Source organism: Desertivirga xinjiangensis, from assembly GCF_024436435.1.
Lineage (GTDB): Bacteria > Bacteroidota > Bacteroidia > Sphingobacteriales > Sphingobacteriaceae > Desertivirga > Desertivirga xinjiangensis.
The window spans coordinates 472,829-498,404 of record NZ_JAFMZP010000004.1 but is presented as its reverse complement, the minus strand read 5'-3'; the positions used below and the strand labels follow the sequence as shown (position 1 = coordinate 498,404).

Here is a 25,576-nt window from a genome sequence, read left to right as displayed (position 1 = left end):
TATTGATGTTTCGATTGGGCTTGAAGTTTAAATTTGTGTAACTTGTCCTCGTTCGCGCTGTACTGATAAGCAATCTGATGCAACAACTCACTAATCATTTACTAACCACACTAAGATCTTTTATCATTTTGCTGTTGCTGCAGGCTGTTCCTGCTTCTGCTCAAACATCCCGGCTGAGCTTCAGGCATATTTCTATTGAAGAAGGTTTATCGCAGGCAACTGTAAAAGCAATAGCAAAAGACCGATACGGTTTTATGTGGTTCGGTACGCGCGATGGATTAAACCGGTACGATGGAAACAAAGTTACCGTCTTTAGAAATGAAATCAGGAATTCAAAAAGCATCGGCGAAAACTTCATTAATGACATTTACGAAGATCATAAGGGACATCTTTGGATTGCTACAGTGGACGGGCTTGACAGATTTGTATCAAAAACTGAAACCTTTGAACATTTTAAACCGGCAGGAAGCCTGACAGATATCCGGGATATTTGCGAGGACAAAGACGGAAAGTTGTTATTGGGAACAGATAAAGGTCTTTTCGAATTCTATCCAGAGAAAAAAAGTTTTGTAAAGTGGCAAAAACCGAAACAGCTAAACAACCTCATTTCAGACAAGATCAACAAATTGTTATTAGACAAAACGGGTTTGCTTTGGGTAGGAACAGAGAACGGTTTGTTTTATATTGATCGAAAAACGGGGCGGATTAACGTTTTCGAGGCAAAGCAGGGAAACAGCACAACAATTCAAAGTCCTATTATTCATGAGCTTTTCGAAGATTCGCGGGGAAGGATCTGGATTGGGATGAGTGAAGGCGGACTGGCCCTGTTTGACAGGCAGACCGAAAGCTTTAAAACCTATAAAGCTGATCCGGCTTATAGCTACAATCAAAATTTGAACTGCCTGCCGCACAATGATATTCGCTGCATGGTTGAAAATGAACCAGGCGTACTCTGGATCGGCACTGAAAATGGAGGTCTTTGTATTTTTGATACGGACAGAAACCTTTTCACCACGTTTAAGCCGAGCATCATCAATTCCAGCAGTCTGAGTCACGATTCGCTGCATTCTATCTATAAGGATAACTGGGGAAATATCTGGATTGGAACCTGGGCGGGCGGAGTGAACTTTTATAGTCCCACACAACTCAAATTCCCATTGTATAATCGCTACCCTTTCGCAAGGTTTGAAGGTATTGAATCGATAACACGGGACTCTGATGGGAAAATGTGGTTTGGTGTCGTAGAAAACGGCCTGTACAGTTTCGAACCCGCAAGCAAAGTATTTACTTACTATCCCAACCCAAACATCAAACGCTTCGAGGTGGGGATCATGTCGATCAAAGAATATAACAAAGACACCCTGGTACTAGCGACCCGCAGGGGAGGTATGGCTTTTTTCGACAAGCGAAACAAAACTTTCAAACATTATTTACCAAAGGCAGGAGATGCATCCGGCATCAGCGGACACGAGCTTAACTCCGTTTGGGTTGATCGGAACAAAGATATTTGGACCGGAGGCTGGAATAGCGGGTTGAGTCGTTATGACCATAAAACGAAACGCTTCTTCAGTTACAAGCACAATTCTTCAGATCCGAACAGCTTGAGCAATGATTTGATTTACACAATCTTTGGAGACAAGCAAGGTAGAATCTGGATTGGAACTTCTGGAGGTGGCCTGGAGCTTTACAATCCTTCTGCTAACCATTTTATCCATTATCGCCACCAAAAAGGCAATCTCAATTCAATAAGCCACAATACCGTAATTAGCATTCTTGAAGATCACAAAGGAAGATTTTGGGTTGGAACTGCTAATGGATTAAATCTGATGGATCGAAAGTCGGGAACCTTTAAAGTTTTCACACAAAAAGAAGGCTTGCCTAACGATGTAATTAACGGAATCGTAGAAGATAATAACGGTAACCTTTGGCTGGGAACCAATAAGGGCTTGTGCTGTTTTAATCCCGAAACAAGGAAAACGAAAAACTTTGGCACCAGCGACGGCTTGCAAGGAAATGAATTTTTGTTTAATGCCTGTGCTAAGGATACTTTTGGCAACGTATACTTCTCGGGCTACAAAGGATTAAACATATTTAACCCCATAAAGCTGCAATACAACACGTTTACTCCGCCTGTTGTAATCACCGATTTCCTCTTGTTTAACAAAAAAGTTATTCCGGGGTCAAAAGATTCTCCGCTTTCTGAACACATCAGTCACACTAAAGAACTGAATCTCAATTATGACCAATCGATATTCTCCTTTGATTTTGCTGCGTTGAATTTTACCTCTCCCGAAAAGAACAGCTATGCTTATAAACTCGAAGGTTTTGAAAAAGACTGGAACTTTGTGGGGTCAAAACATAATGCCGCTTATACTAACCTCGACGCGGGGGAATACACATTTAAAGTTATTGCCGCCAATAACGACGGCATCTGGAACCTTAAAGGTGCGTCTGTAAAAATCATAATCCATCCTCCTTTCTGGGAAACCTGGTGGTTTCGTTTGATCGTGATTGCACTTATTGCTTACGCCATTTATCGTTATCTGTTATACAAGCGTCAGCAGGCTCTTCGCGAGCTGGAGGAGAAAAAGAAGGAAGAAATACACCAGGTGCAGCTTCAGTTCTTCACGAATATCTCTCACGAGATTCGTACTCCGCTTACGTTGATTTTGGGCCCCCTGGAAAAATTGCTTAGTCAGAGTGCTGCTTCTGCAAACCGGCATTACTACAGCATCATTTATCGCAATGCTAACCGGCTAATGCACCTGATCAACGAACTGATGGATTTTAGAAAGATTGAATCAGGTGCCTTAAAACTAAATGTTACGCCTGGAAATCTTAAAACATTTATCGAAGAAATTATTGACGAATTTTCTGAATTGGCCACAGAAAGGCACATTGATTATCAGCTTCATATTGATCTGAAGGATGAGGTTTGGTTTGACAGGCAGGTTCTTGAGAAAATCTTGCTTAACCTCATCCATAATTCCTTTAAATACACTAACGACCGCGGTAAAATAAGTGTAGCTGTTTTTGGGGAGATGGCAGAATTCAGGCCTCAGTTCAAAAACACACTGGTTTTAAAAAGCCCTTATATGGCTCATAGCTATACGTTTATAAAGGTCACAGATTCCGGGATCGGCATTTCCCGCGATTCAATTAACAACCTATTTCAACGCTATTATCGCATTACTGATGCTCACCTGGGCTCTGGTGTTGGCCTTGCATTTGTCAAAAGTTTAGCTTTTTTGCATAAAGGACAAATTTTTGTTTCTAGTGAGAGAAATGAGGGAACTGAAATTATTATAGCAATTCCGTCTTCCGCAAAGGATTATACCTCTGAGGAGAAAGGGGCAACTGCCGGCAATGAGGGCGTAAAGCTGGAAAGCATCCAATATAATACTATTCAGGATTTCGCGAAGACTGATTTGCAGCAGGAGGACAAGAAAAGCAATCTATCCAGACACCTTCTGATTGTGGATGATAATGAAGAATTGCGAAGCTTCCTAAAAGACAGTTTGAAAGATTTTTATGAGATTTCTGAAGCTTCAAACGGAGCCGAAGGACTGGAAAGGTCAAGAGAGGTACAGCCGGACCTCATCATTAGTGATGTAATGATGCCTGATATGAATGGCTTAGAATTTTGTAAACGGGTAAAGGAAGATATTGAAATCAGTCACATTCCGTTTTTAATGCTTACGGCAAAAAATTCGCTCGACTCTGAAATTGAAGGCATCGAATCGGGCGCTGACTTTTATTTCTCGAAGCCAGTCAGCATTCAACTCCTACAGCTCACTATTCGCAACATCTTCATCCAAAAGCAAAAACTGATTGACCATTACAATAAGGACCACCATGCAGAAGTGAAGGAATTGGTTCACACAGCAAAAGACAAGCAGTTTATGGATAAGCTCCTGCAGATAATTGACTCGCAGCTAATCAATCCTGAACTTGATATAGAACTGCTCTGCGCAGAAATTGGAATGAGTCGTACAAGTTTATATCAAAAAATCAAAAGTATTACAGGGCAGCCGATAGGAGAGTTTGTAAGAAGTATACGGCTACGAAAAGCTATTGAGCTGATGACGCACGAAGATATCAGTATTTCGGAAGTAATGTTCCGCGTCGGAATTCAGTCGCAGTCGTATTTTACCAAAGCATTTAAAAAGGAGTTTGGCAAAACCCCATCGCAGTTTTTACAGGAATTGAAATAAATAATTCAGGAAACCAAATATAGTATCTTTGTTCCATCGCTATTTTCAAGCGATTAATGAGACTGTCTTCAGGAATCAATGGGAACCGTCCTGGAGAACCAAGTAATAACATCTGAGGCTGGAAGGATAACAAAAATCGAACCGGGATCTCCTTCTGAAGGACACCCGACAGTTAATTGTATTTCTGCTGGTTTTATAGATGTGCATGTTAACGGTGGCGAACGGTTCCATTTTACAGACAAAGCCGATCAGGAAGCTTTAGGATATATAGGACAGGCATTTGAAAAAGTGGAACGGCTTACACCTTACCAACACTTATTACCTCTCCGTTTGAAACTATTTTCAAAAGTCTGGATACGGTAAAAGCCTATAAAGATAAAAATCCGGGTTCGGGGATATTAGGACTACACCTGGAAGGCCCCTTTACTAACGAAGCCAAAAGAGGCGCGCATCTCAGGGAATATATCACAAGCCCACCCGACGATATGATCGGCCCGGTAGGTCAGGTACATGTGCCCTCCGCGGTAAATAAAATCTAACGGAATATTTTGTGTCATTGGCGTTCCGTATGCTTTCCACTGGAAAACAACATGATAGGTGCCATCGCCACTTGTCGGCACCTGCCCTAATTTAAACCGAAAGCCGATATAGTAAGTATTGCCAACCGCGACATTGACACCAGTGGCTCCCCTCGCTTCAGCCCGCCGGTCCAAGGGAGCTTTACGAACGTGCCACACGGTACCTTCGCTGGCATCAGCCTCAGATTTAAGGTAGGAGCCATTCGGAGATGGAGAAGACCCCGAATAGCTCATGTCACTGATCTTTTGGAATTCTAGAGCTTTAAACACTCCGGTCCCTCCTGAAGCCGCTCCGCACCATAACAAACTGCTAACCTTAGTTTCATTTTTTGAGCTGTCTGTGATTGCAGTTTCCGGAATTTCAGTGTTCTTTGAACAACTACCCATAAACATGCCCATGCTTAGCCACCCAACCAAGGCTGTTTTACGATTCAATAATCTTTTCATATGATTTATAATTTAGTTATGATATATTAAAACTAAATTGGTTTGGACAGGCCGATGGTGTAAAATCCTATTGATTTTGGGAGGAAATTCGAAAAGAAGAATAAAAAAGAGAAATCTGGATTGTGGCCAACAAATATTGCTTGAGACTCCGGCAACTCCGATTAGCACTCAAATACTCTGGACCTCCAATTTCGGAACAACACCAATGGAATACAAGTGTGACCTACCAGCAGCGTGTTCTCACTAAGCGAGTTCTAAAAACCGACTTTAATGACAACAGAGATTCAAACTCGAAATTCGTCAACCGAACGGTTCCATTTCTCAGAGGTTACGATAGAAAGGCTTAAAGATCTTAAGTCCTTGGAAAACTAGCTGGACCGTAATTTGCAATTTGACCTGGCAAGTAAACCACTGTTATTGTAACCAACAAATTTCCTATGTTTAATATATGTGAACAGCATCCTCATTTTACGATGAACGGCCGGATTGGATAGATACATCTGAGTAAAGTATTAGACACGGCCGCGTTGAACTGCTTGAACGTACCCTTGTCTTTTATTCGAATAATCTTTATTTTTTATTTTTAGAAAGATCCTTCAGTTTAATGTTACGAAACTCTACAGGCTGCCCCTCACTTTGCAAAGCAATAAAACCTTGTTTTAATAACTTGCCATCCTGCTTAATTGCCGGATCATACCTGTTCACCACATCTCCGCCAATCTGAGGTTTCGAATATTGAAGTACAGTATCGCCATTAATTACATGAGTGATCAGTGAATCACCCAGAACGATCAGTTCCGCTTTTACCCATTGATCGCCATCATAAGTTTTCGAAGTAGAATTGATACAGTGTTCATCTGTAAGTTTTCCTTTATATACCACATGTGTTCCGGGAGAACACATATTTCCAGTAGGACGAGGCTTACCATCGCTTAAGCCTCCCAGGAACTGCATTTCAATGGAAATTGGCCAGTCCTGTTCCTTCGGCATGGTACGCGGATCCTGCGAATGGAACATCACTCCACTGTTACGGAGCGTATAATCCGGAGCGCCTTTATGAAGTGCACCGGTAAAACGATATTCAAGCACCAGGTGATAATAAGAAAACGGTACTTTGTAGTATAGGTGCCCAAACTGATCGTTAAAATCCTGGTACTGGTCATACCTGACTTTAATGATACCATCCTCTACCCGGAAGGTGTTACCAAAGTTAACACCTGTTTCGTGGTGCTGTATTTTAACGAACCAATCGTTAAGATCTTTACCATTAAATAAAGAGATCCATTTTTCTTTATTGTTTTCAGGCTTTACAGTCTGGAAGCTGCTAATAAATGGTAAAAGTAAACACGCGAAATAACAGATATAAAATCTCATAGGGATCTGATTTTTAATGGGATGGCAATTATACCAAAACACCGAAATATAAACAAAAAGGAAAGAACTCCTTTGCAGGTAGTTCTTTCCATGAAATCATGGGTACTTCCTAGTCGAATAAATTTTCAACCTTAAACAGTCTAATGCGACTGGCCTGAAGAATCTTTTCAACTCCAAGATCTATGTTAATCAAGAAACCAATAGAAACTTGAGTCGCTGCAGTTAACTTAAAATCCGATTTCAAAAGCTGATTATTATAACTGTTTGTGATTTCAGTTTTAGTTATCGTACTATTAACATCGGAAGCATCAGGCAGTGATTGTCCGGAATTGACAACGAAATAAGTATTCACGTCTACTGCTACCTTTTTCATATCCACTTCCACCGAGTAACTTCCTGCAGGAAGATTAAATGTTTGATATATCTTTCCATTTATAATTGAATTGTCACTCGATGCCCAGCGCTCAATTCCCATGAAGCCGGCGTTTCCATCAAAACCAGCGCCTGTGGGGCGTGAATTTGTAATTGCATCATTTGAAATCCAATCCTGCAAGTTCACAAAACGCCCTGTAGAGCCGGTCTTTCTTGCAAATACAGGGTTTTTAAAATACGTGTCCGTTACATCCGTCTTCAATGTACCAAAGTCACTGGTATTTAAAAGAATATAGGCAGAGCTCATTCCGGAATTTAAGGTATAGCCCGAAACGTCCGACAATTTCAATCTAACAGCCAGCTTTTTGCCCATGTGAGCATCAAGAGCAGCTTTTGTGATATTTATATAGAATGCCTTTTGGCTAACGCCAGCCGACGCTTCAAAACGATCGATAGGTTGTAACTCGGTTGCCGACTCCGTTAAAAAGATCTCACCTGGCGACAATTTCTCATATCCTTCCGGTATATCGTTAAAATCCAGCATCAAGTTACCGGAGAAACCTTCGCTTTCCCGCAATCCCGATAGCGATACTCCGACTGCTTTCTTTACCAGAAGATTGGTTTTGTCAACAATCATATTTTCTGGCTTTAAAGTATAAGTGCCGCTTTCACTCTGAACCAAACTAACCTTCTGCTCGAGCTTTTCCACATCTTCCAGTGTATTCACTTCACAGGCCGAGACGAATAGTGCCAGCAAATAGATAAAGGTGGGCCTGATAGTTATTGCATTTAATTTCATAAAACTTAAGTCTTTAAATTAGATTTAAATTACCAGCCTGGATTTTGTACACAAGCTTTATTTCTCACAATATCGTACTGCGGGATTGGCCACAGATAATAATGCTTAGGAAACGTCCTTCTTTCTATTACTGTCCTTTTGTAGAAAGCAGGATCTGTAAGAGTTTTACCTGCATCCACGTTCATTCCCATCAACGGTGCCCCGTCCGTTTGTTCAGCAATTTTCCATCTTCGTGTATCCCAGGCGCGGAACCCTTCAAAGGCGAGCTCCACACGTCGTTCCGCATGTATAGCTTCTCGCATAGAATTTCTGGTACTGATTTTTTCCGAGGTAAGCGCTGGAATTCCTGCACGTTCCCGGATCTTATTAATATAAATTGCAGCTTCGTCTCTTGAAGCCTGATCATCCTTTGCTTCGTTAAGAGCTTCTGCATAGTTCAAATAAATCTCGGCCAGACGAATCATGACCAGGGAGCGTAACTCCCCCTTCCACTGTTCAAGGTCTGAGTTAGGGCTAATATTCTTACAAACTAAATAGCCTGTAGCAGAATGATCGTGAGATCCTTTTTTACCACAATTCCCTTCGAAATGCAACTCTACTGTTCTGGCTGGATTACCGTCTCGCTTATAGATCCAGTCTGCACCATTGTAGATGATTGAGGCGTAAAACCGGGGTTCCCGATTTACATACATGTTAAAAGTATTTGGTTTAGTATATTTACCTGCAGCCGCAGAAAAACCACTCTCAGTATAACCAGATCCGTCTTCACCAATACTTTTACCATTTGACATGAAGTAAGAGTCGATCATTTGCTGGGCAACGCCCACCCCATTCCAGCCGTTTACAAAGCGAGGAGCGCAATGACGTTCCCAACCAATATCGGCCTGAAAGGAACCCATTTGAGGACGAGCATAAATAACTTCCTTATTCCATCGATCCAGGAATACATCCCGGTAAGACAGGTACGGATCGAACTCTGACGCTCCTGCAGGCGTTTTTTTGTATAAACCCTCGGGCATATTATCTATGAGCGCTTTAGCTGCATCCGCTGCTTTTTGCCATCTGGCATGGTCATAAGACGTGCTTACCAGCTGTTTTCCATCAGGGTTTTTGAAATTAGCAAAGTCTGGATTACCATTCCAAAGCGGACTTGCTGCCAATAGCAAAGCTCGTGATTTAAATGCCATCACTGTGCGCTTATCGATCCGGCCTTTATCCGCAGGATTCACAAACTGATCGGGCAGATCAGCACTGCTTAAAACTAAGTCAAACTCAGAAAGAATATAATCCATACATTCTTCAAAGGAGTTCCTGGGTATCTGCAATGCTTGATTTGAAGCGTTTACGTCTGTCGGGTCGGGCAGCAGGATCACTGGTCCGTATTGGCGGACTAGAAAGAAATAGTAGATAGCCCGCAAGGCACGTGCTTCCTGTTTCCAACTTGCTTTCACCGGGGCAGCCAAAGTCGGGTCATCATTTTCATCAATCCGGCTAATAAAGACGGAAGCAGAGCGAATTCCCTTGTAAAAGCTGTCCCACTTGTCATAGTATCCGCTTGTTGCATTCCAGTTGCCATTATTTATTTGACCGGCCCAAGAGGCTGCCCAAATAAAATCGCCCTCGTCGCACATACCGAGCGTGTTATAATTATTTTGCATGGCCAGGATGTCAGGTATAAAAGAATATACACTGCTAAGGTAAGCCTGGCTCTGCGCCCTGGAAGCAAACACCTCATCCATCGAGAGCATATCGTCTGGCTGTTTGTCCAGGAACTTCTCACAGGAGGAAAACATCAGGACTGCCAGAAATACAAGTAGTTTATGTTTTATCGTTACGATCTTCATAATTTCAATTATTAAAAGTTGATATTCGCTCCCAGAATAAAGGAACGCTGTAAGGGATAAGCGGCGCCATTTCCATTACCTAACTCCGGATCCCAGAATTTGAAACTACTAAAGGTGTATAGATTAAAGCCCGCTGCATAAACTCTAAAAGTTTTAACTCTGACCTTTTCCAACAACTTTTTTGGCAAAGTGTATCCAAATTCAGCTGTCCTAAGCCGTAGATAGTCGGCTTCTCTTTGCCACCATGTGGAATTTCTATAGTTATTTGGATTGGAACCTGAACTCAACCTTGGAAACAGTACATTCTGACTTGGATTTTCAGGAGTCCACCGGTCCGTTGCCCAGTAAGGAACATTCCCCTGAGTTTCGCCACGGGTAAACGGAAAGAAACCATCTCCTCCGAGCATAAAATCCATATTCGCAGCTCCCTGAAAGAAGGCCGATAAATCAAATCCCTTAAAACTTATTGAAGTTCCAAATCCATACACTATCTCCGGAATATCAGGATTTCCGATAGCTACTTCGTCATAGGTATTAACTACGCCATCCCCATTTACATCTCTATATTTTATGTCTCCAACCCGCACAGTTCCGAATGTTTGCTTGGGTGAACTGCCAATCTCTTCCGCTGACTGAAATAATCCCTCTGCTATCAGACCAAACGGCTGGTTCAATCTCTTGCCCTTGGTGTTTTGATACGTGTAAACGAAATCCGGTTCGTCATTATCTACCAGATTGTTCCTTGCGAATGTGTAATTTCCACGTAACGAAACATTTGCTTCACCGACCTTCCGTGAATACTCTAAAGTTGTTTCGAAACCTCTGTTCTTAAATTCGCCAATATTTCCCCAGGGCCTGTTTTTCATACCAGTGATCATCGGCATAGAGTTCCTCTGAAGGAAAATACCTTCGCGATGGCGGGTAAAGAAATCGGCTTGAAGGCTAAATCCGTTAAGAAAATTGGATTCCATTCCTATATTCAACTCCCTTTCCTTTTCCCAGGTCAAGTCTGCTCCCCACTGATCCTCGCCTACTGTTCCCCAGCCATTATTTACATCCGCTCCCAGCATATATTGTCCGAATCCTCCGCCCACTGTGGTGAGGTAAGCAAAACGCCGTCCTCCGAGCCGATCGTTACCTTTTAATCCATACGAGCCTCGAAATTTCAAATAACTGAGAATTCCTGGATTAACCAGGTTCTTAAAAAACGGCTCCTCAGAGGCAGTCCATCCTGCGCTAATTGATGGAAACAATCCGAAGCGATGCCCTTTAGCAAAGTTCTCAGAGCCATTATATCCGCCACTAGATTCAATAAAATATCTATTTTTATAACTATATGTGACACGGCCTACTACCCCCATAAACCGAAAGGGGAGAGCATCAATGGAATTCGCAGCATCTGCGTTTTGATAGTCCTGTTGGTTATAAAGAACCATACCACCTATAGTGTGATCTCCAAATTGTCTGTCATAATTAACGCTCCCCTGAAAATAGATTCTTCGATCTCCGCCAGCTGATTTGGTATATCCCAGATCTTGAGATCCGGTGTAGGTTTTTTGCAGAATAAGATTTCCTGTAACGGGGTCTCTGCCAGGGGGGGTGATGGCCCATGTATCTCCACTTCTTGATCTCAGGATTTTATTGTGAGAATAAGCATCATATGAAAACTTTATGGATGATTTGAGCCCTTTTGTAATGACTGCTCCATCATAATTTAAGGTAAGATCTGTCTGAAGAGTATTGGTCCACTGGTTTGAAAACCCTTTATCTACTAAACTTTGATAAGGATTGATATTTCCTGATCCGCCGCTATTAAGATAAACCAGCCTCCTTGGATCTTCCGGATCGGGAGCGGTGGGAGCATATTTTGCAGGAGTAGCCAGCATCATATTGTACCAAACAGCGCCACTATTCCCATCACCAGGATAATTGGTTAACATGAGATATCCCCCCAATCCGAGACTCAACTCAAGATCCTTTCGCAGAGCAAGATCGGTGTTCGACCTAAAATTTATCCTTTGGAGCTTACTTTGTGAATTGTAGCTTTTCAAAGCGTCTGTACTCCATATACCCGACTCATCATAATAACTGCCCGATATGTAGTACTTTGCTTTTTCTGACCCACCACTTACGTTCATCGTAGCACGTTGGTTATCGGAGAAGTCTTTCATCATCATTCCCATCCAATCAACGTTCGGATATAGATGAGGGTCTTCTCCTGAACGGTACTTTTCTATTACACCGGGGGTGTATGGAGTAACATAGTTAGGATTTGTTGCAAGGTTCGCTTCATTAAGTAGCTGAAGATATGTTGGAGCATCTACAAATTTCGGCTTAGATGTTGCATTTAACATCCCTTTTTCATACTTAAAGTTTAAGGCAGGTTTTGCCTGTTTTCCTCGCCTTGTCGTGACGAGAACTACTCCATTAGCACCCCGGATCCCATAAACAGCAGTTGCAGAAGCATCTTTAAGAACAGAGAAGCTTTCTATATCTTCTGGCTCAACATTATTCATTGGTCTTTCAATCCCGTCGACAAGCACCAGTGGCTCTTTACCGGCTCCAAACGTGCTGATTCCCCTGATCCAAAACTGAGCATCATCCTTTCCTGGCTCTCCGCTTCGCTGAACAGAGATTACACCTGCCACTTTTCCCGCAATCGCATTGGTTAGTGACCTCGGTGCCGCTACCTTTAAATCAGCAGGTTTTACGGTTGAAATAGCACCAACAACACTTCCTTTTTTCTGAGTTCCATAGGCCACCACGACCACCTCCTGGAGATCTTTGGTCGATTCTTTAAGTTTCACATTAACAGTTGTCCTGCCATTAATGTCAACTTCCTGAGAAGAGAAGCCGATAAACATAAAAACCAGGGTTCCTGATAAATTGTCTAACTTAATGGCAAAGTCGCCATTTGCGTCAGTTACAGTACTTACCGATGCCCCCTTTAGTTTAACTGCTACGCCTGGCAAAGGTTCTCCCTTGTCATCAGTAACCTTTCCCCTGACTATTTCAATGGCAGCTTTTAATGTTTTGACATAAACTTCTTTTGATAAACTCTCTCCGAAAACGGGACAGTACCCCATCATAATAAGCATTAGCGTTAAATTAACGATAAGCTTCCTCTTGCATAGCCGGTGCTCCTGCAGCCGTCTCCCGCTGAATTTTACATCCATCGTCTGATAATAAGTTTTAAAATTGGTTAATTTGGTTAATTAAAGCAGTACACTCTTTTTTGCACTGCGTAGTTGAGGTTTAGTTGCAAAAATTCGATCGCATATTTATACTTTTAAAATTGGTTGTTTATGCTGGTTTTACAAGACAATTTTAGCATCAAAAGAGGGCGATTGTATCAGCTGACGTAACAAAAAGTAATAATCTTGTAACATTCATTGCCTTCTACCGCTTTTTGAATTTATAGGCGATCAGAAATTCATGTGTAGAATTAAAACTTCGGGCAACACTTGCTTCGCCCGTTTCGAAAGCATAGCCTATCTTCAAGGACTTCCCCACATTTAGCCCTCCGTAAAGTGCATGCCCATAGTCAATTCTGTAAATTCCACCCGCCCAAACCGCATCGTTGAAAAAACAGGTCACCATACCTTCAAGCCTGTTTGTAACCCCAGCCTCCGACACAAATACAAGCTGGGGTTCGAGGCTGATTTGAGACTTTGTTTTAAATCCGGCCGAGAGGAGATAGTTTTTAAACATCTTCGCCCCGTTGCCTTCGCGCGATGACAGATCAAGACCTGGCAAAGAAAAACCCAGGGTGAAACCGGCATTTTCATAGGCGGCTCCGAAGCTGCCAATCATCTCTATACTGCTATTTTCGATCGTTGCAATGGATAAATCATCATAGTGTGTTACGTCCAATTCCTCGTTGTCAATACTTCTCTTGTGACCGCCGGCAGATAATCCGAACCGTAAATTCTGGTTCCCGGTCAGCCTTACTTTGTAGCTGAACGCCATGCATGCAGAGACGCTGCTTAGAACCCCCTGCTGATCATTAGAAGCTATCAGCGCCAAACCTACTTTCTCACCTGCCGGCACCTGCGCGGTCAGAACAGAGTTAGAGACTGAACTGGACGAATTAACCCATTGCACCCGGCTTAGTGCTGAGAGGGTGATTCCTCCCGGACTAGCAGCGAACGCCGGGTTATACAAAAACCTGTTCAGATAAAAATGGTTATAAACGGGCAATCCCTGACCTAATGTCTGAAAACCGGAAAGCAGACATAAAATTAAGGCAGCAGCTTTCATAGTCATCATTGTACTACAGTTATGGTTCCTGATTTAACTATCTTGTTTTTTTCACGTATTGAATAAAAATAGACGCCCGGGAGAACGGGAGCGCCCATATAATAGCCGTCCCAGTGAGTAAATCTTGATCTTTTGTATAGTTCCCTGCCCTTTTTATCATAAACACTTACCTCTGCTTCCGGCCGTTGTTCGATATTCTCAATCTCCCAGTAATCATTCCTTCCGTCTCCATTCGGAGAAATAAGGTTCCTTGCCCGAAGTGCCTTTTCGATAGTAGACTGTCTTACGAAAATCAACACCTCATTTGTGCTTGTAACTGTATTGTCCGTACCGAATGCTTTTGCAGTTATTGCATGGTATCCTTCCCCTGCATCGGACCATAGATACGAGTACGGGGGGCTTTTAACTTCTCCCAGCTTAGTTGCACCACGATAAAATTCCACTCTTGACACTTTTGTATCTCCCGAAAATTCTGCCGATATCCTGATAAGCGAACCTGCAGTATGTTCCGTATGGCTTGCTGGTGAGGTAATCATCCCCGTTAAAGCAAGAACCTCGTCTGCCCGAATAAAAATCCCTTTTCTAAGCTTGGTGAAGTTCTGTACTTTCGCGGTATCCAACAAGGTGCTTAGTCCCTGCACTATAACTTCATTACTATCCAGCGTTACGTTGTTGAGGTTTTTCAAAAACACCACAGTATTTTGGTTGATATTGTAATAAGCTCCGCTGCTATTAGGGGTAGAAATCCCCGTAGTCAAAAATTTATTCTCTTTAATCAGCACATTACTGGCAGAACTGATAACGATATTGGAACCGGAAACATCAGAAAATGTGTTGTTCTCAATCCTGATATTATCAAAAACACCTGCTTGCGATAACAAGCCGTTACTGCCATCAGTTATCGAAATGGCACCGGCCTGATTACTCCAGGGAGCCGGCATGAAGTGCCCGGTTCCATTAATTATGTTATTGCGGATGATCAAATTGCTTATTGCCGCTGCACCAGGCCCAACCTCAGTGTTTACTGTTACTCCACTATGGGTATTGTCAAATGTATTATTTTCTATCAAGCCATTGCCCGCCTTTACCAGAACGCGTCCGGAGCTGTGAATGTAGTTGTTTTTCAGAATAAAATTCTCGCAGCGGCGGTTAGGTGAATAAAAGCGAGTGCCTGCCGGCCACGGCGAACTACGGTCGAGCTCAAGGCTTCCATTCGTTTTCGCTGTAATCACCGCATAGGCCGAAGTAAGCGAGGTCCTTATAGTATCCCCAACCTGAAGGGTATTCGGGCTCACGGTAATAGTGTTTCCGCTAACTGTCCCCAGAGTATACTCCCCATCCCAGGTAACACTCCAGGAATCATCCCCTGCATCGAGTACGGTACAGTTTTCCACTACCGGTCCTATCCTTGTTAATTTATGCTGAATGGCGTCCCATGAGGCAGACAACAATCTTGCTTCAGTTGCTCCTGCCGGCTTCGGCCCAGGCACAACCTTACAGCCATTTAATATAGTTCCACCCTCTCCTTCTGCTTCGAAGATGCCAAATCCAGGAGCTGCATTAACCGTAACGTTCAGTAATTTGATCCCTCCCCTGCACTTATTCAAAACGAAGGCGTGATCAACTCCGCCGGCAACCGGACCAGCACTCATAGAAGCCATATCGCCTACTACCGCAGGACCCGGAAGATCAGGCTGCGAAACGCGGACAACCGAATCGGATGTAAATGCGGCTGTTGCCTCCCATACAAAAACGCTGCCCCGTTTACGAAATCTCGTTGCTGGATTAATTATATCAATTCTGCTATAAGGCTGAAGCGGATAACCTCTATGTATTTTCACATCAACATAACCGCTACCCGTTGCTATAACATCTCCCTGGGTAAATGTTAGCGGCTCATAATCAATTGTCAGCCCCTTTAAGGTCACATTCTTGCAGTTTACCAGTTCGAAAGCCCTTGTTCGCTTTCCGCAAAGCATTATAACACTGTCGGCTATTATTTCGAGGTCTGAGGCATTGTTAAGATAGACAAAGACACCGCCGCTTGTTGTTCCCCTATAAGTACCTTTGGGTATAACCACTTGCGAAGCTCCAGAGCTTGCGGCATTGATAATCAGGTCTCGTAAGGTATTGATGGAAAACTGCTCTTCAGGAGATACACTAACCGGACAAAGTACCCGGATGTCGGCGAGTGTAAGGGCACGATTATAAAATCGCATATCAGCTATCCCCATTTTTAACATATAAAGCCCTATTTCGGGACCATACTGCGTAACAGTGTTAATAGTAAGGTCTGCAGATTCACTCACAGGTGTTAGCGGCAGCTGCTTGCCATTTACGTACAGTATTAAGCCTGTTTTCCTGTTCCCGGTTCCATTAAATACCAGAGCAAGGTGAAACCACTGACCCTGGGGATGATCGGTATTGTTCAAGGTGGCCACACTCCTGTTACTCCAGCTGTTACCTGCGTTATTCACGGCATTTTCGAACTCGATGCTGTGTCCCTTGAGTGCAATTTCAAACCGCCCCCCAGGCTGATTCTCATTACCATAAGCAAATAAGGTTCTGCCTGTGAAATCATCCGATCCTGGCTCTATTTTTACCCAGGCCGCGAAGGTCCGGGCTTGCGAACCGGCTACACCGAGCCAGGTGTTGCCAGCTGCATTAGACAGAAAATCAGTTTGCCGGCCCTGAGGGAAATAAACATAAGGTCTGATTACACCTCCTATTTCTTCATTTCCCCACTGAAAACTTGAGCTAAAAGGCTGGGCCTGGCCGGATCTGTAAGGGGAAAGATCGCGGTTGTTTCCCGAATAATCTGAGACTACCGGATCGCCTGTCTGGTAGTCGAATTTATACCAAACTTCAAGATTTGAAGTTACATCCTGGCCTATGCAGGGCAGTACAAGTTGAAGCAAACCTCCGGTGAGGATTGCCAGCATAAGAACTCTTTTCATAAGGTTAATAATTGGTTTTGTAAATGTTAATTTCTATATTTTCAATGTTTATGATTAGCATTCTTGATTTCTTGAAGAAGAGCTTTCAGTTGCTGCAGAACTGCAGGATTCTGAGCAAACACATTACGCTTTTCAGCAATATCTTCAGACAGGTTATATAACTCCGGAGGCGTTCCGGCCGGCCGTTCTATGTACTTCCAGTTTTGATAGATAAGAGAAAGCGTGTTACCGTACGACTGGGTAACCAGAGAGGTTCTCGAACCATGACCGTTTCCCATAAGTGCATCCCACATATTAAAACTGTCTGCAAGCTCTGACTGCTTGTTTCTTCCAGAGACCGCACCTGCAAATGAAGCAAGCAAATCCGACTGACTGATTAACACATCTGACTCTCCCGGTTTTACTTTTCCGGGCCAGGAAACTATGAAAGGTATTCTTGTTCCGCCCTGGTACTCGCCGAATTTCCCTCCTCTAAAGGGGCCTGAAGGAGAGTGGTTGCCGGCAAGAATATCGGCCCCGTCATCATAGCCATCGTCAAGTACAGGGCCGTTATCACTGCTGAAAATGATCATGGTGTTTTCCAGCTGCTTTTCGCGTTTTAGTGTTTTTACAATTTCACCAACGGTCCAATCCAGCTGCAGAATAGCATCCCCGCGGGGGCCCATGCTGCTTCTACCGGCGAACTGTCGATGAGGTAGTCGCGGAACGTGGATATCATGAGCTGAAAAGAACAGAAAGAAGGGCTTACTTCTATTTCCTCTGATAAAGCTATCGGCCTTTGTAACTAACGTTTTAGCCATGTCCTCATCCTTCCATCTGGCCGTTTTCCCACCGGCCATGTAGCCTATCCGGCTTACGCCGTTAATTATAGTCTTGTCATGATCAACCTTTGTATACTTCAGTTTAAGCAATTCAGGATGCTCATAACCGGTGGGCTCATCCCCTACTTTGGAGTGGTAACTTACTGCAATAGGGTCGGTGGGATCCAGGTTAACCACCCGGCCATTCTCCATGTACACACAGGGAACCCTGTCGCCAGTTGCCGGCAGAATAAAACTATAGTTAAATCCTGTCTCTCGCGGTCCGGGCTTTACTTCAGCATTCCATTGTATTGCCGTGCCATCACCCAAACCCAAATGCCATTTTCCAACAACAGCTGTATTATATCCCGCATTCTTTAAAACTCCAGGTAGTGTAGGGCCAGAAACAGGTATCAATAAAGCAGCATCACCCGTGGCAATACCGGTACCACTTTTTCTCCAGGGATAAATACCAGTTAACAGGGAAAAACGGGATGGAGTACAAGTTGAAGCAGTACTGTGTGCGTTGGTAAAGCGGCGACCCGTTTTTGCAAGTTTATCAATATTAGGTGTTTGTATTGCTTTAGCACCATAGCAACTCACATCACCATAGCCAAGATCATCGGCATAAATCAAAATAATATTGGGTCTGTCCTGGGCATTTACCGGGAAAACTACCGGAACAAAGCCTAGGAACATTAATAAAAACTTATAGTTATTCATCATAATACAAATGGGGATTACAAATTCTCGATCTGTACACCCGAACAATCGTCTACAACGAAAGGCTCCGCATTGGGATACAGACTCTTATAATCATTACTTCTCTCAATTTTATTACTCCTGAATACCAATCCATCAACGCTGTAAGCTTTGAGGATCCGCGGATCGAAAACTTTAAACACATTGTTTTCGATGACGATATTTTTATGATAGCTGTTATTGGCCCTGTATTCCTTTACGATCCCTGATCCCACTTCAATGCAGGCTGTTCCCCAAACGCCGTAGTTACAATTGTCGAAGGTATTGTTGCGGATAATTACGTTATTGACGCCTGACTGCTCGTACCAGAAGCTTGCGTCTCCTTCAAATAATATGGCTGCCCCCGGAACGTGAAAAACGTTATTTTCCACTATTGTTGTGCCGCGAGAGTTCAGCAATATCCCCCTGGCACGATTGCCCCTGATGACACAGTTCCTGATAAGCACTTCAGGGTAGCCGTTAATACTTGCGATTACATCACCCGACTTCGTTGCCGGATCCAGCGGCTGTCTCAGAGTAACCCGGGTATATTCCTTATTTATTCGATCTAAGGACTTTATAGTATTTTTACTGTAGGTCTTTATACTGGGACCGTCTGCAAACTCCAGCTCCATTCCTTCCTCGAGATAATCGAACCCGAATTGCTGTCGATGTACCAGCTTTACTTCTATTTCATTCGGGGATATGACACGAGTTATTCTGCTATAGATTCCGTGAATATTGCTTGCATCGTCTTTTTGGTTTTCAAATAAGCAGTTCTCGAGTACTACCTTTCCGGTACAGTTGGAAAAGTGAGTGGCATCTGCTGTAATACTTATAATCCGGCCCGAGCCCGGAGCTGGACTTACCTTAACTTTATCCAGGTAAATATTACTGCTGTTCTGGGCAATCACGCCCATTCCGCCACAGTGATAAATGTTCACATCAAAAAAGCGGATATTATTACTGGAAGAAATATTAAAGGCCGGTACGAGGCGATGTCCGGCGGCAAATACCATGACATTGCCTACTGTACCTTTTATATCAGGTGATTTCAGTCGAACAACGCCTGGAGATATTTCTTTTACAGGGACTTTCGATCCCACCCAAAGATCTTTGGCCATAAAAGCAGTTTCACGCCTTTGGGGATCAAATTCGAGAAGATCGCTCCAGGGATATACAGTCCCTTCTTTATCCGTAAAAAGCAGTGTGGTGTTATCTATTTTATAAGGAAACCCGCTGCTGAACTGAATGTCTATGCCATTATTATCGACTTTAAGGATCTTCCCTTCACTATGAAAAGTACGCGAATAATCAATGGAAAAATTCCTGAAGGTGATATTTGATGACTTGTCTAACAGAAAAGGAGATAGAAAGCCATTTAAGAGGAATAGAGATCCCTGCCCGTCAATCTCCAGGTTCTTTATCCCGCTAAGGTCGAACACAAAGCGCTTTAATCCCTCATCGTTATTGCTTATGAAATGATATTTTTCGACAGCAAAGTCCTTTTTGAAATTATAGGTCGCTTTGGGAAATAGCAGCTTGCTTGCCTGTACTTTACGGCAATATTTCAAAGCCTCTGTGACGACAGGTGTAACGTCATCTCCTTCCCTGACGTATTTCATAAAGTCGGCAATGTTCACCACTTTATCATTAGCGTAACCGGCACACAGCCACATTGAGCAGAGAATACTGCTCAAAAACATTTTATACCTCTTGGTCATAAATCGTTTTCTAGTGTTGAATAATTATTTTTTATTGATACTTAAGCCAGGCAGTGGCTTTACAATTTTTATCAGATGAAAAGCGTATCCATCTGGATTGAAAAGAATCTGGAAAAGTGTATGTATTTGTTTCGCCTGGCTTCACTTCTATTTTTTTATACAACATCCAGGGACCATGTCCTACAGGTTCAACCTCTATTGAAATAGTAACCGGTTCGGTCAAATCGTGAGATAATTCAAGGCTTTTCCTATCGTAAAAACCGATAAGATAAGGGTCAGAAGGAATATTCTGCTCAACTGAGGTTTCCATCCACGGCCCTCCCCTTCCAACCGGCTTGCCCATTTTCCAAAGGTCATCTATTGTTCCTGCCCATACTTTTGCTTCCCCGTCTGCAGATTCTATAATATTTTCATTTCCTTTTGTACTTGCAGAAATTCCACTCATTACCAGTAAACCCCGGTAAGAAACGTAATCATGGATTGTAAACTGATGAGAGCTTACCGGACGTATCTTCGCAAATCCGTCGGCGTTTTCTGCAGGTAGTTCATAAAATGTACCATGGATATTTAACAGATCCCGCTCTGTAACAACTTCCCGGCAAACTCTTGCCAGGCTATTGGAGTAAAGCGCATTAAAAGAGCTGTCACCCAGGGGGAGCCTCCATCTTCTATTCTTATTATCGATAACTAAAACAGAAGATTCCTCAATGCTTATTCCGGGAGATCGGTTTATCGCAAGCCGTTCACGAATAAAAGATGTAGTTTGCGCATCTTGCTTTTTTTCAAGCTTCATATCCGCACTTAGCTCGTAGTAACCAGTTTCAAAAAACTTTCCATCTGATATATTACCTGCCAGTATTCCTAAAGCTCTTCTGTTATCCCCAAGAGAGTATAACAAACCTCCATGGTAATTTTCTTCCTTTATACGGTTAGTCCCTTTGAATATTGAACCGGACTCATCAGCAAAGCGACTGTCGTCTGTATAGGAAAAATGGAGCGTTGCCTTTGTTGATACATTGGAAATTGCCCGGATCCATTCGCCTTTTTCTGAAGAACCAAAGCTGATATTAATTGACTTGCCTGGATCAACCTGCTCTTTTTTCAGCTCCTGCCAGTCGCCCTTACCGTTACGATCTACCTGGAAGGTGAATGTTACCGTTTTTGGGCCCTCGTTTAAAAGCCAGGCTGCCCTGTGTTTCCAGCCGGCAAATAAATAAGCATCCGATGCCTGACCGGCATCTACCTGTTCTGACAACCATACCGCTCCATTTACTGTATTTGGCCCTAATTCGTCCAAGCTCTTCAACGAAGTAAACCACAAATTTGAATTGGACTGGCCGGGACCCGGCATCTCTCCTTTTGCTTTGCGGCTGTTTAAAAACTCTTTCTTTGCTGCATCGTCAGCTCCAAAAACAAGTTGTTGGTTCCAGCGTGCAAAATCGCCGAACACCTTCAGATACGCCGATCCTGGCCGTATTCCCGCAGAATTCCGCGAAGAGAAAGCTCCCGGAAAATGCCAGAAAAGTCCGTGCATAGTCATGACGTAATGAGGTTTGTTTGCGGTTCCAACATTTCTGATCCGAGGCCATTCGGTATTCCATCCGTGTGCCCCATCATAGCTGTGGCTTGCTTTAGGTAATCGGAAAAACGCCCATTGATTATTATCTCTCACACCCAGTAAAACAGATTTGTGATCCCACCCGGTAGCCCAGACAGGATCAGTATCCGGATTTTTGTTTCCTTCAATACCACCTGGACCTGTTATTTCTGCAAACTGATTTCGCCTCACGATTTTCCAGTCTTTGCCATTCCATTCGGCAAGTACACCCGAGGGTACATCAAATTTTTCCCTGGCATCATCTCCATATTCACCATTGTTCGAATAGATCAAAACTCCCTGGCCCGAGTACAGACCTTTGCCATGGGTACCTGGCAATATGCTTTCGTACGCCTTCTGCTGATCTCTGAATTTGTTTTCGTCTGGAAACAGGGTCTTTGTACCCAGCGTCTTTACATCCAGTTCATAGATTCCCTCTTCCATAGTGCCCAGGTAGGCTTTGGACAATGGATCACTGAGGTGCCTCGTAATTCCGGTATATCTGCCAGGGACAGCATTATATGACAGCGACCTAATATTTGCATTTTTATCGATGGCATATGGTCCTATAAAAAGTTGCTGACTTTCCGGATGGATCATTCTGTTAGCCGGGGTTCCCCCTATACTTTCCTGACGAATGATCTGCTTCAGATCTGGCGTTATCTGGTAGAGTTTATCCGAGGATCCCAAATAACTGTGAGGAGCATACGACACTACCCACAAACTTCCAGCCCAGGGAACAACCGCTCCTGTTCCGCATTCACCTTCATTATTGTAATAGGCAAGGTGAGGGTAGATGCCGCTATATTGCGGCATCTGCTTTATTCTGCTAGTTCTGCTTGAGCTGCAAGAGCAGAAAAGTAGAACGTAACCGAGTACCCTAAGTCTATTCATGTGTTTTTTCTACTAGGTTTGACATTAACTTACTTCTGTACCTTGCTTCGAAGCTCCATAATGTCCTGATCTCTGCTCGTAATCTCGAGTTGCAAGCGTTTAATTTTCTCCTGCAGTTCTGATACGGTAGAATTTTCAGCGGAAAGACCAGAGGTTTTGCCAGATCCGCCAGCCTTATTTCCAGAGGAATTGTTCTGTGCTATTGCTACAGCTTTTTCACTATAGTAAAGTGGTAACTGTGATGGGCGAGAATTAAAAGTTATGACATCCGATTTTAATCCCTCAGCATAGGCTTTTACCTTAATCTGACCTGGCTTGGTAGTTGCCCTGATAAACACCGTAGATGTACCGAACTGTGTTTTCATAGGGTTAGCCTGGTTAAACTCTCCTCCTATTATCTCACCTTCGCCTTCTACTTCAAAGTGAATAAACTCTGGCTCAAGCACTTTCACAACGCCCTTATTGTCTACAATCGATGCTCTTACAGGCACAAAGTCGCCCCCATCTGCAAAAAGACCAATCCCCGCGCTATCTATTTCCAGGCGTACAGCAGTAGTCCGCTCTGCATACCTTTTTACCTGCCTGGTCACCACCTTACCTCCGATCAAACCTTCTGCAATCATTTCAATGTCCTGCGTTCTGTTCCTCCATTTGGAAGAGATCTCATGGAAATTGAACACGTTTTTAAAGATGAAGGGCGCATGGGGCACACTTTTTAACGACGGGTCCGGCTTTGCGGTACCGATCACTTTACCCAACCAGGTAAGGCGTATTTCATCGCAGTTACTGAAGATAATCACATCTTTATCAGATGCCTGACTAAGCTCGTGAGCAATGTACACCATTGGTCCGGTTTCTATTCCTGGCAGTTTGAAATCTGCATCGTACTGGCTTTTGAATAAATAATAGGAATAGCGGGGCATACGGTATACATCCAGCAGCCCTCCCCAGAACGGGCTTGGATGATACCCGCGCTGATGATCTATACCGCACCAGAGAGCCGCTCCTATACGCTTCGGAGGAGTCGGATAAATTCCCTGTAGACCCTTCGCCCTCACCATTGCCTGGTTTAACATCGCAAACTCGCCCCATTCACGTTTCACCCGGGTAATGGCATTCTGAGAATAAAAGTTGTCTACTTCTCCGCCATCTCCATACTCTCTCGTAAAGGAGCATTTTTCCTCTTCCATTCCACCGTGATAGTAAAAGTCGAAGCCTGCTTTCTTGGCTTCATCTACATCGGCTGCCGTAAAAGCTCCAGGGAACGGAAATTCAGCATGCACAATATCATGGAGGTTTTTCATCACAGAAGCAGGCTGCCATGGCGTTTCATTTATCGCAGTTTCCCACAAGACAACAGCAGGGCGGTTACGATCTCTCCTAACCAGGGCATGAGTGTCTTCCGCCAGTCGTTTAGGGAAAATAGGATCCTTATCATTATAAAACTGCCAGCCTGGATTTGCCGAAGTAACCAGCAGACCAAGTTCATCACATCCGTCCATGAACGCAGGGTCTAATGGATAATGTGCTGCCCTTACGATGGTGGAGCCTCCTTCTCTCAGTAATTTTGCATCGCGCCATTGACCCGTATTCGGCAGGGCATTTCCTACGTAAGCATAATCCTGATGCCTGTTTACTCCGGAAAGTTTGTGCCCAATGTATTTCTTATTTACAAAAAAGCCCTGATCTCCTCTCATTTCGAATAAACGGATTCCAAAGCGGGTACGATAGCTATCCACAACTTTGCCGTTCTCAAGCACTTCTGTCTTTACAAAATGCAAGTACGGATCGTCAGGATGCCATAAATGAACGTTTTTGGGCTCCATTTCCTGAGTTACCTGAGAAGAAGCGCCGCCACCTATCTTTAGGGCACTCTGTTTTTTCATTACTTCTTTACCTTCAGCAGTTTCTAAAACCGTTCTCACCGTCAAGTTCTTTGCAGTGTTACTACTGTTCTTTATCTCTGTGCGGATCTCGAGACTGGCGTTCTTGCCATTTACATCCTTAACAGCTACAAATACTCCACCGCCTGCAACAGTAGAACTCAATTCAGGGAATGTTATATGAACCGGAGCCGTTTCTATAAAATATACATCCCTGTACACCCCTCCCAGGTACGTAAAATCAAGATTGTCTTGCGGTTTTCCTGGAGGATAGGTAGGGTCATCTGAATTGTCGGCGAGAACGGCAATAACGTTTTCCCTGTCACCGTGCAAACTGCTATTGTCTATGGCAATGGTGAAAGGAAGGTAACCACCAAAGTGCTCGGCAACCTTTTTTCCGTTAAGCCATACAGTCGACTTCCCCATCACCCCTTCAAAATACACAAAGCTCTTCCCCTGACGATTCGCTGGTGCCTTGAACTTTTTACGATACCAGGCCGGTCCCTGGTAATTACGCATTCCGCTGGCATTTTCTCCCAGGATCTCAAGCCCGTGAGGAAGGCCTACAATTTGCCAGGAAGAATCGTCAAAACCTTCTTTAAAGGCATCTGTAAGACTGCCCTTATAAAACCTCCAGCCAGGGTTGAAATTAGACACCTTTCTCGGGCTGTCCTTTATTGGGAAGAAACCAGCAGTGGAAAATAAGGGAGTACGTTTCATTGCCTGCCCCAAAACCAGGCAATTGTTCGACATAAAAATCAGCAGGGCAAGGAACTTTGCCCACTTAAACGAATTGTGTGTTTGTTTCATTGGATCTATTTAATTTACCGATCAGACAATACCATGACGGCCTGTCTTTAGTGATTTGTATTTTAATTGGTTAATAATCGTTTGCGACCAGTATTTCCTCCGGGCATCTTAGGTACCAGTTTATCGCTGTCTGTTAATGCCCGAAATGCTGAATTCTGCAGTGTCGCTACTGCAATGCAATGTTAAATTGATAATTTCATTTCGAAGTTTACTCCTGTAACAAAAACTTTCCCGGATGTAACATCACCTTTTTTCGCCTTTACAAATAGGTTTCAAATGACT

The 25,576-nt window shown here is 43.5% G+C and carries 13 protein-coding genes; 2 read left to right on the top strand and 11 right to left on the bottom strand.

Translation table 11 applies throughout. From position 1 onward, the window contains the following. Window positions 1-77 precede the first annotated feature (77 nt). Window positions 78-4,214 carry a hybrid sensor histidine kinase/response regulator transcription factor gene (locus tag J3P37_RS13255; protein WP_256011735.1) on the top strand — a complete coding sequence of 1,379 codons (4,137 nt, stop codon included), beginning with the start codon at window positions 78-80 and terminating at the stop codon, window positions 4,212-4,214. Between the two features lie 78 nt (window positions 4,215-4,292). Further along, on the top strand, window positions 4,293-4,577 hold the full coding sequence (locus J3P37_RS13250) for a hypothetical protein (protein WP_256011734.1): 285 nt from the start codon (window positions 4,293-4,295) through the stop codon (window positions 4,575-4,577). Between the two features lie 41 nt (window positions 4,578-4,618). Here the strand turns inward: J3P37_RS13250 and J3P37_RS13245 are convergent, their stop codons facing one another. The 11 genes from J3P37_RS13245 to J3P37_RS13195 all read right to left on the bottom strand — a co-directional run bounded on the left by J3P37_RS13245 (window position 4,619) and on the right by J3P37_RS13195 (window position 25,294). After that, window positions 4,619-5,239, bottom strand: a complete 621-nt coding sequence (locus J3P37_RS13245; protein WP_256011731.1) for a polysaccharide lyase family protein — start codon at window positions 5,237-5,239, stop codon at window positions 4,619-4,621. Between the two features lie 570 nt (window positions 5,240-5,809). Next, on the bottom strand, window positions 5,810-6,613 hold the full coding sequence (locus tag J3P37_RS13240) for a 3-keto-disaccharide hydrolase (RefSeq protein ID WP_256011730.1): 804 nt from the start codon (window positions 6,611-6,613) through the stop codon (window positions 5,810-5,812). A gap of 109 nt (window positions 6,614-6,722) precedes the next feature. Further along, window positions 6,723-7,784, bottom strand: a complete 1,062-nt coding sequence (locus J3P37_RS13235; RefSeq protein WP_256011729.1) for a DUF5013 domain-containing protein — start codon at window positions 7,782-7,784, stop codon at window positions 6,723-6,725. 29 nt (window positions 7,785-7,813) lie between these two features. Then, window positions 7,814-9,628: a RagB/SusD family nutrient uptake outer membrane protein gene (locus J3P37_RS13230; protein ID WP_256011728.1), complete on the bottom strand. Its 1,815-nt coding sequence runs from the start codon at window positions 9,626-9,628 to the stop codon at window positions 7,814-7,816. An 11-nt stretch (window positions 9,629-9,639) separates the two neighbouring features. Next, window positions 9,640-12,804, bottom strand: coding sequence for a SusC/RagA family TonB-linked outer membrane protein (locus J3P37_RS13225; protein ID WP_256011726.1), 3,165 nt, complete (start codon window positions 12,802-12,804; stop codon window positions 9,640-9,642). A gap of 223 nt (window positions 12,805-13,027) precedes the next feature. Then, window positions 13,028-13,897 (bottom strand): PorP/SprF family type IX secretion system membrane protein, encoded by an 870-nt coding sequence (locus tag J3P37_RS13220; protein WP_256011725.1) that lies wholly within the window; start codon window positions 13,895-13,897, stop codon window positions 13,028-13,030. Continuing rightward, complete coding sequence (locus J3P37_RS13215) at window positions 13,894-16,845, bottom strand: T9SS type B sorting domain-containing protein (protein WP_256011724.1); 2,952 nt, start codon at window positions 16,843-16,845, stop codon at window positions 13,894-13,896. Before J3P37_RS13215 ends, J3P37_RS13220 begins: the two co-directional genes overlap by 4 nt. Before the next feature lie 41 nt (window positions 16,846-16,886). Next, window positions 16,887-18,371 carry a sulfatase family protein gene (locus J3P37_RS13210; protein WP_256011723.1) on the bottom strand — a complete coding sequence of 495 codons (1,485 nt, stop codon included), beginning with the start codon at window positions 18,369-18,371 and terminating at the stop codon, window positions 16,887-16,889. Window positions 18,372-18,385: 14 nt separating this feature from the next. Continuing rightward, on the bottom strand, window positions 18,386-20,086 hold the full coding sequence (locus J3P37_RS13205; protein ID WP_256011721.1) for a right-handed parallel beta-helix repeat-containing protein: 1,701 nt from the start codon (window positions 20,084-20,086) through the stop codon (window positions 18,386-18,388). Between the two features lie 55 nt (window positions 20,087-20,141). Beyond that, window positions 20,142-22,523, bottom strand: coding sequence for a hypothetical protein (locus J3P37_RS13200; RefSeq protein ID WP_256011720.1), 2,382 nt, complete (start codon window positions 22,521-22,523; stop codon window positions 20,142-20,144). Between the two features lie 107 nt (window positions 22,524-22,630). Next, a complete protein-coding gene (locus tag J3P37_RS13195) occupies window positions 22,631-25,294 on the bottom strand; it encodes a glycoside hydrolase family 2 protein (protein ID WP_256011719.1) in 2,664 nt (887 codons plus the stop codon). Between the last annotated feature and the right edge of the window lie 282 nt (window positions 25,295-25,576).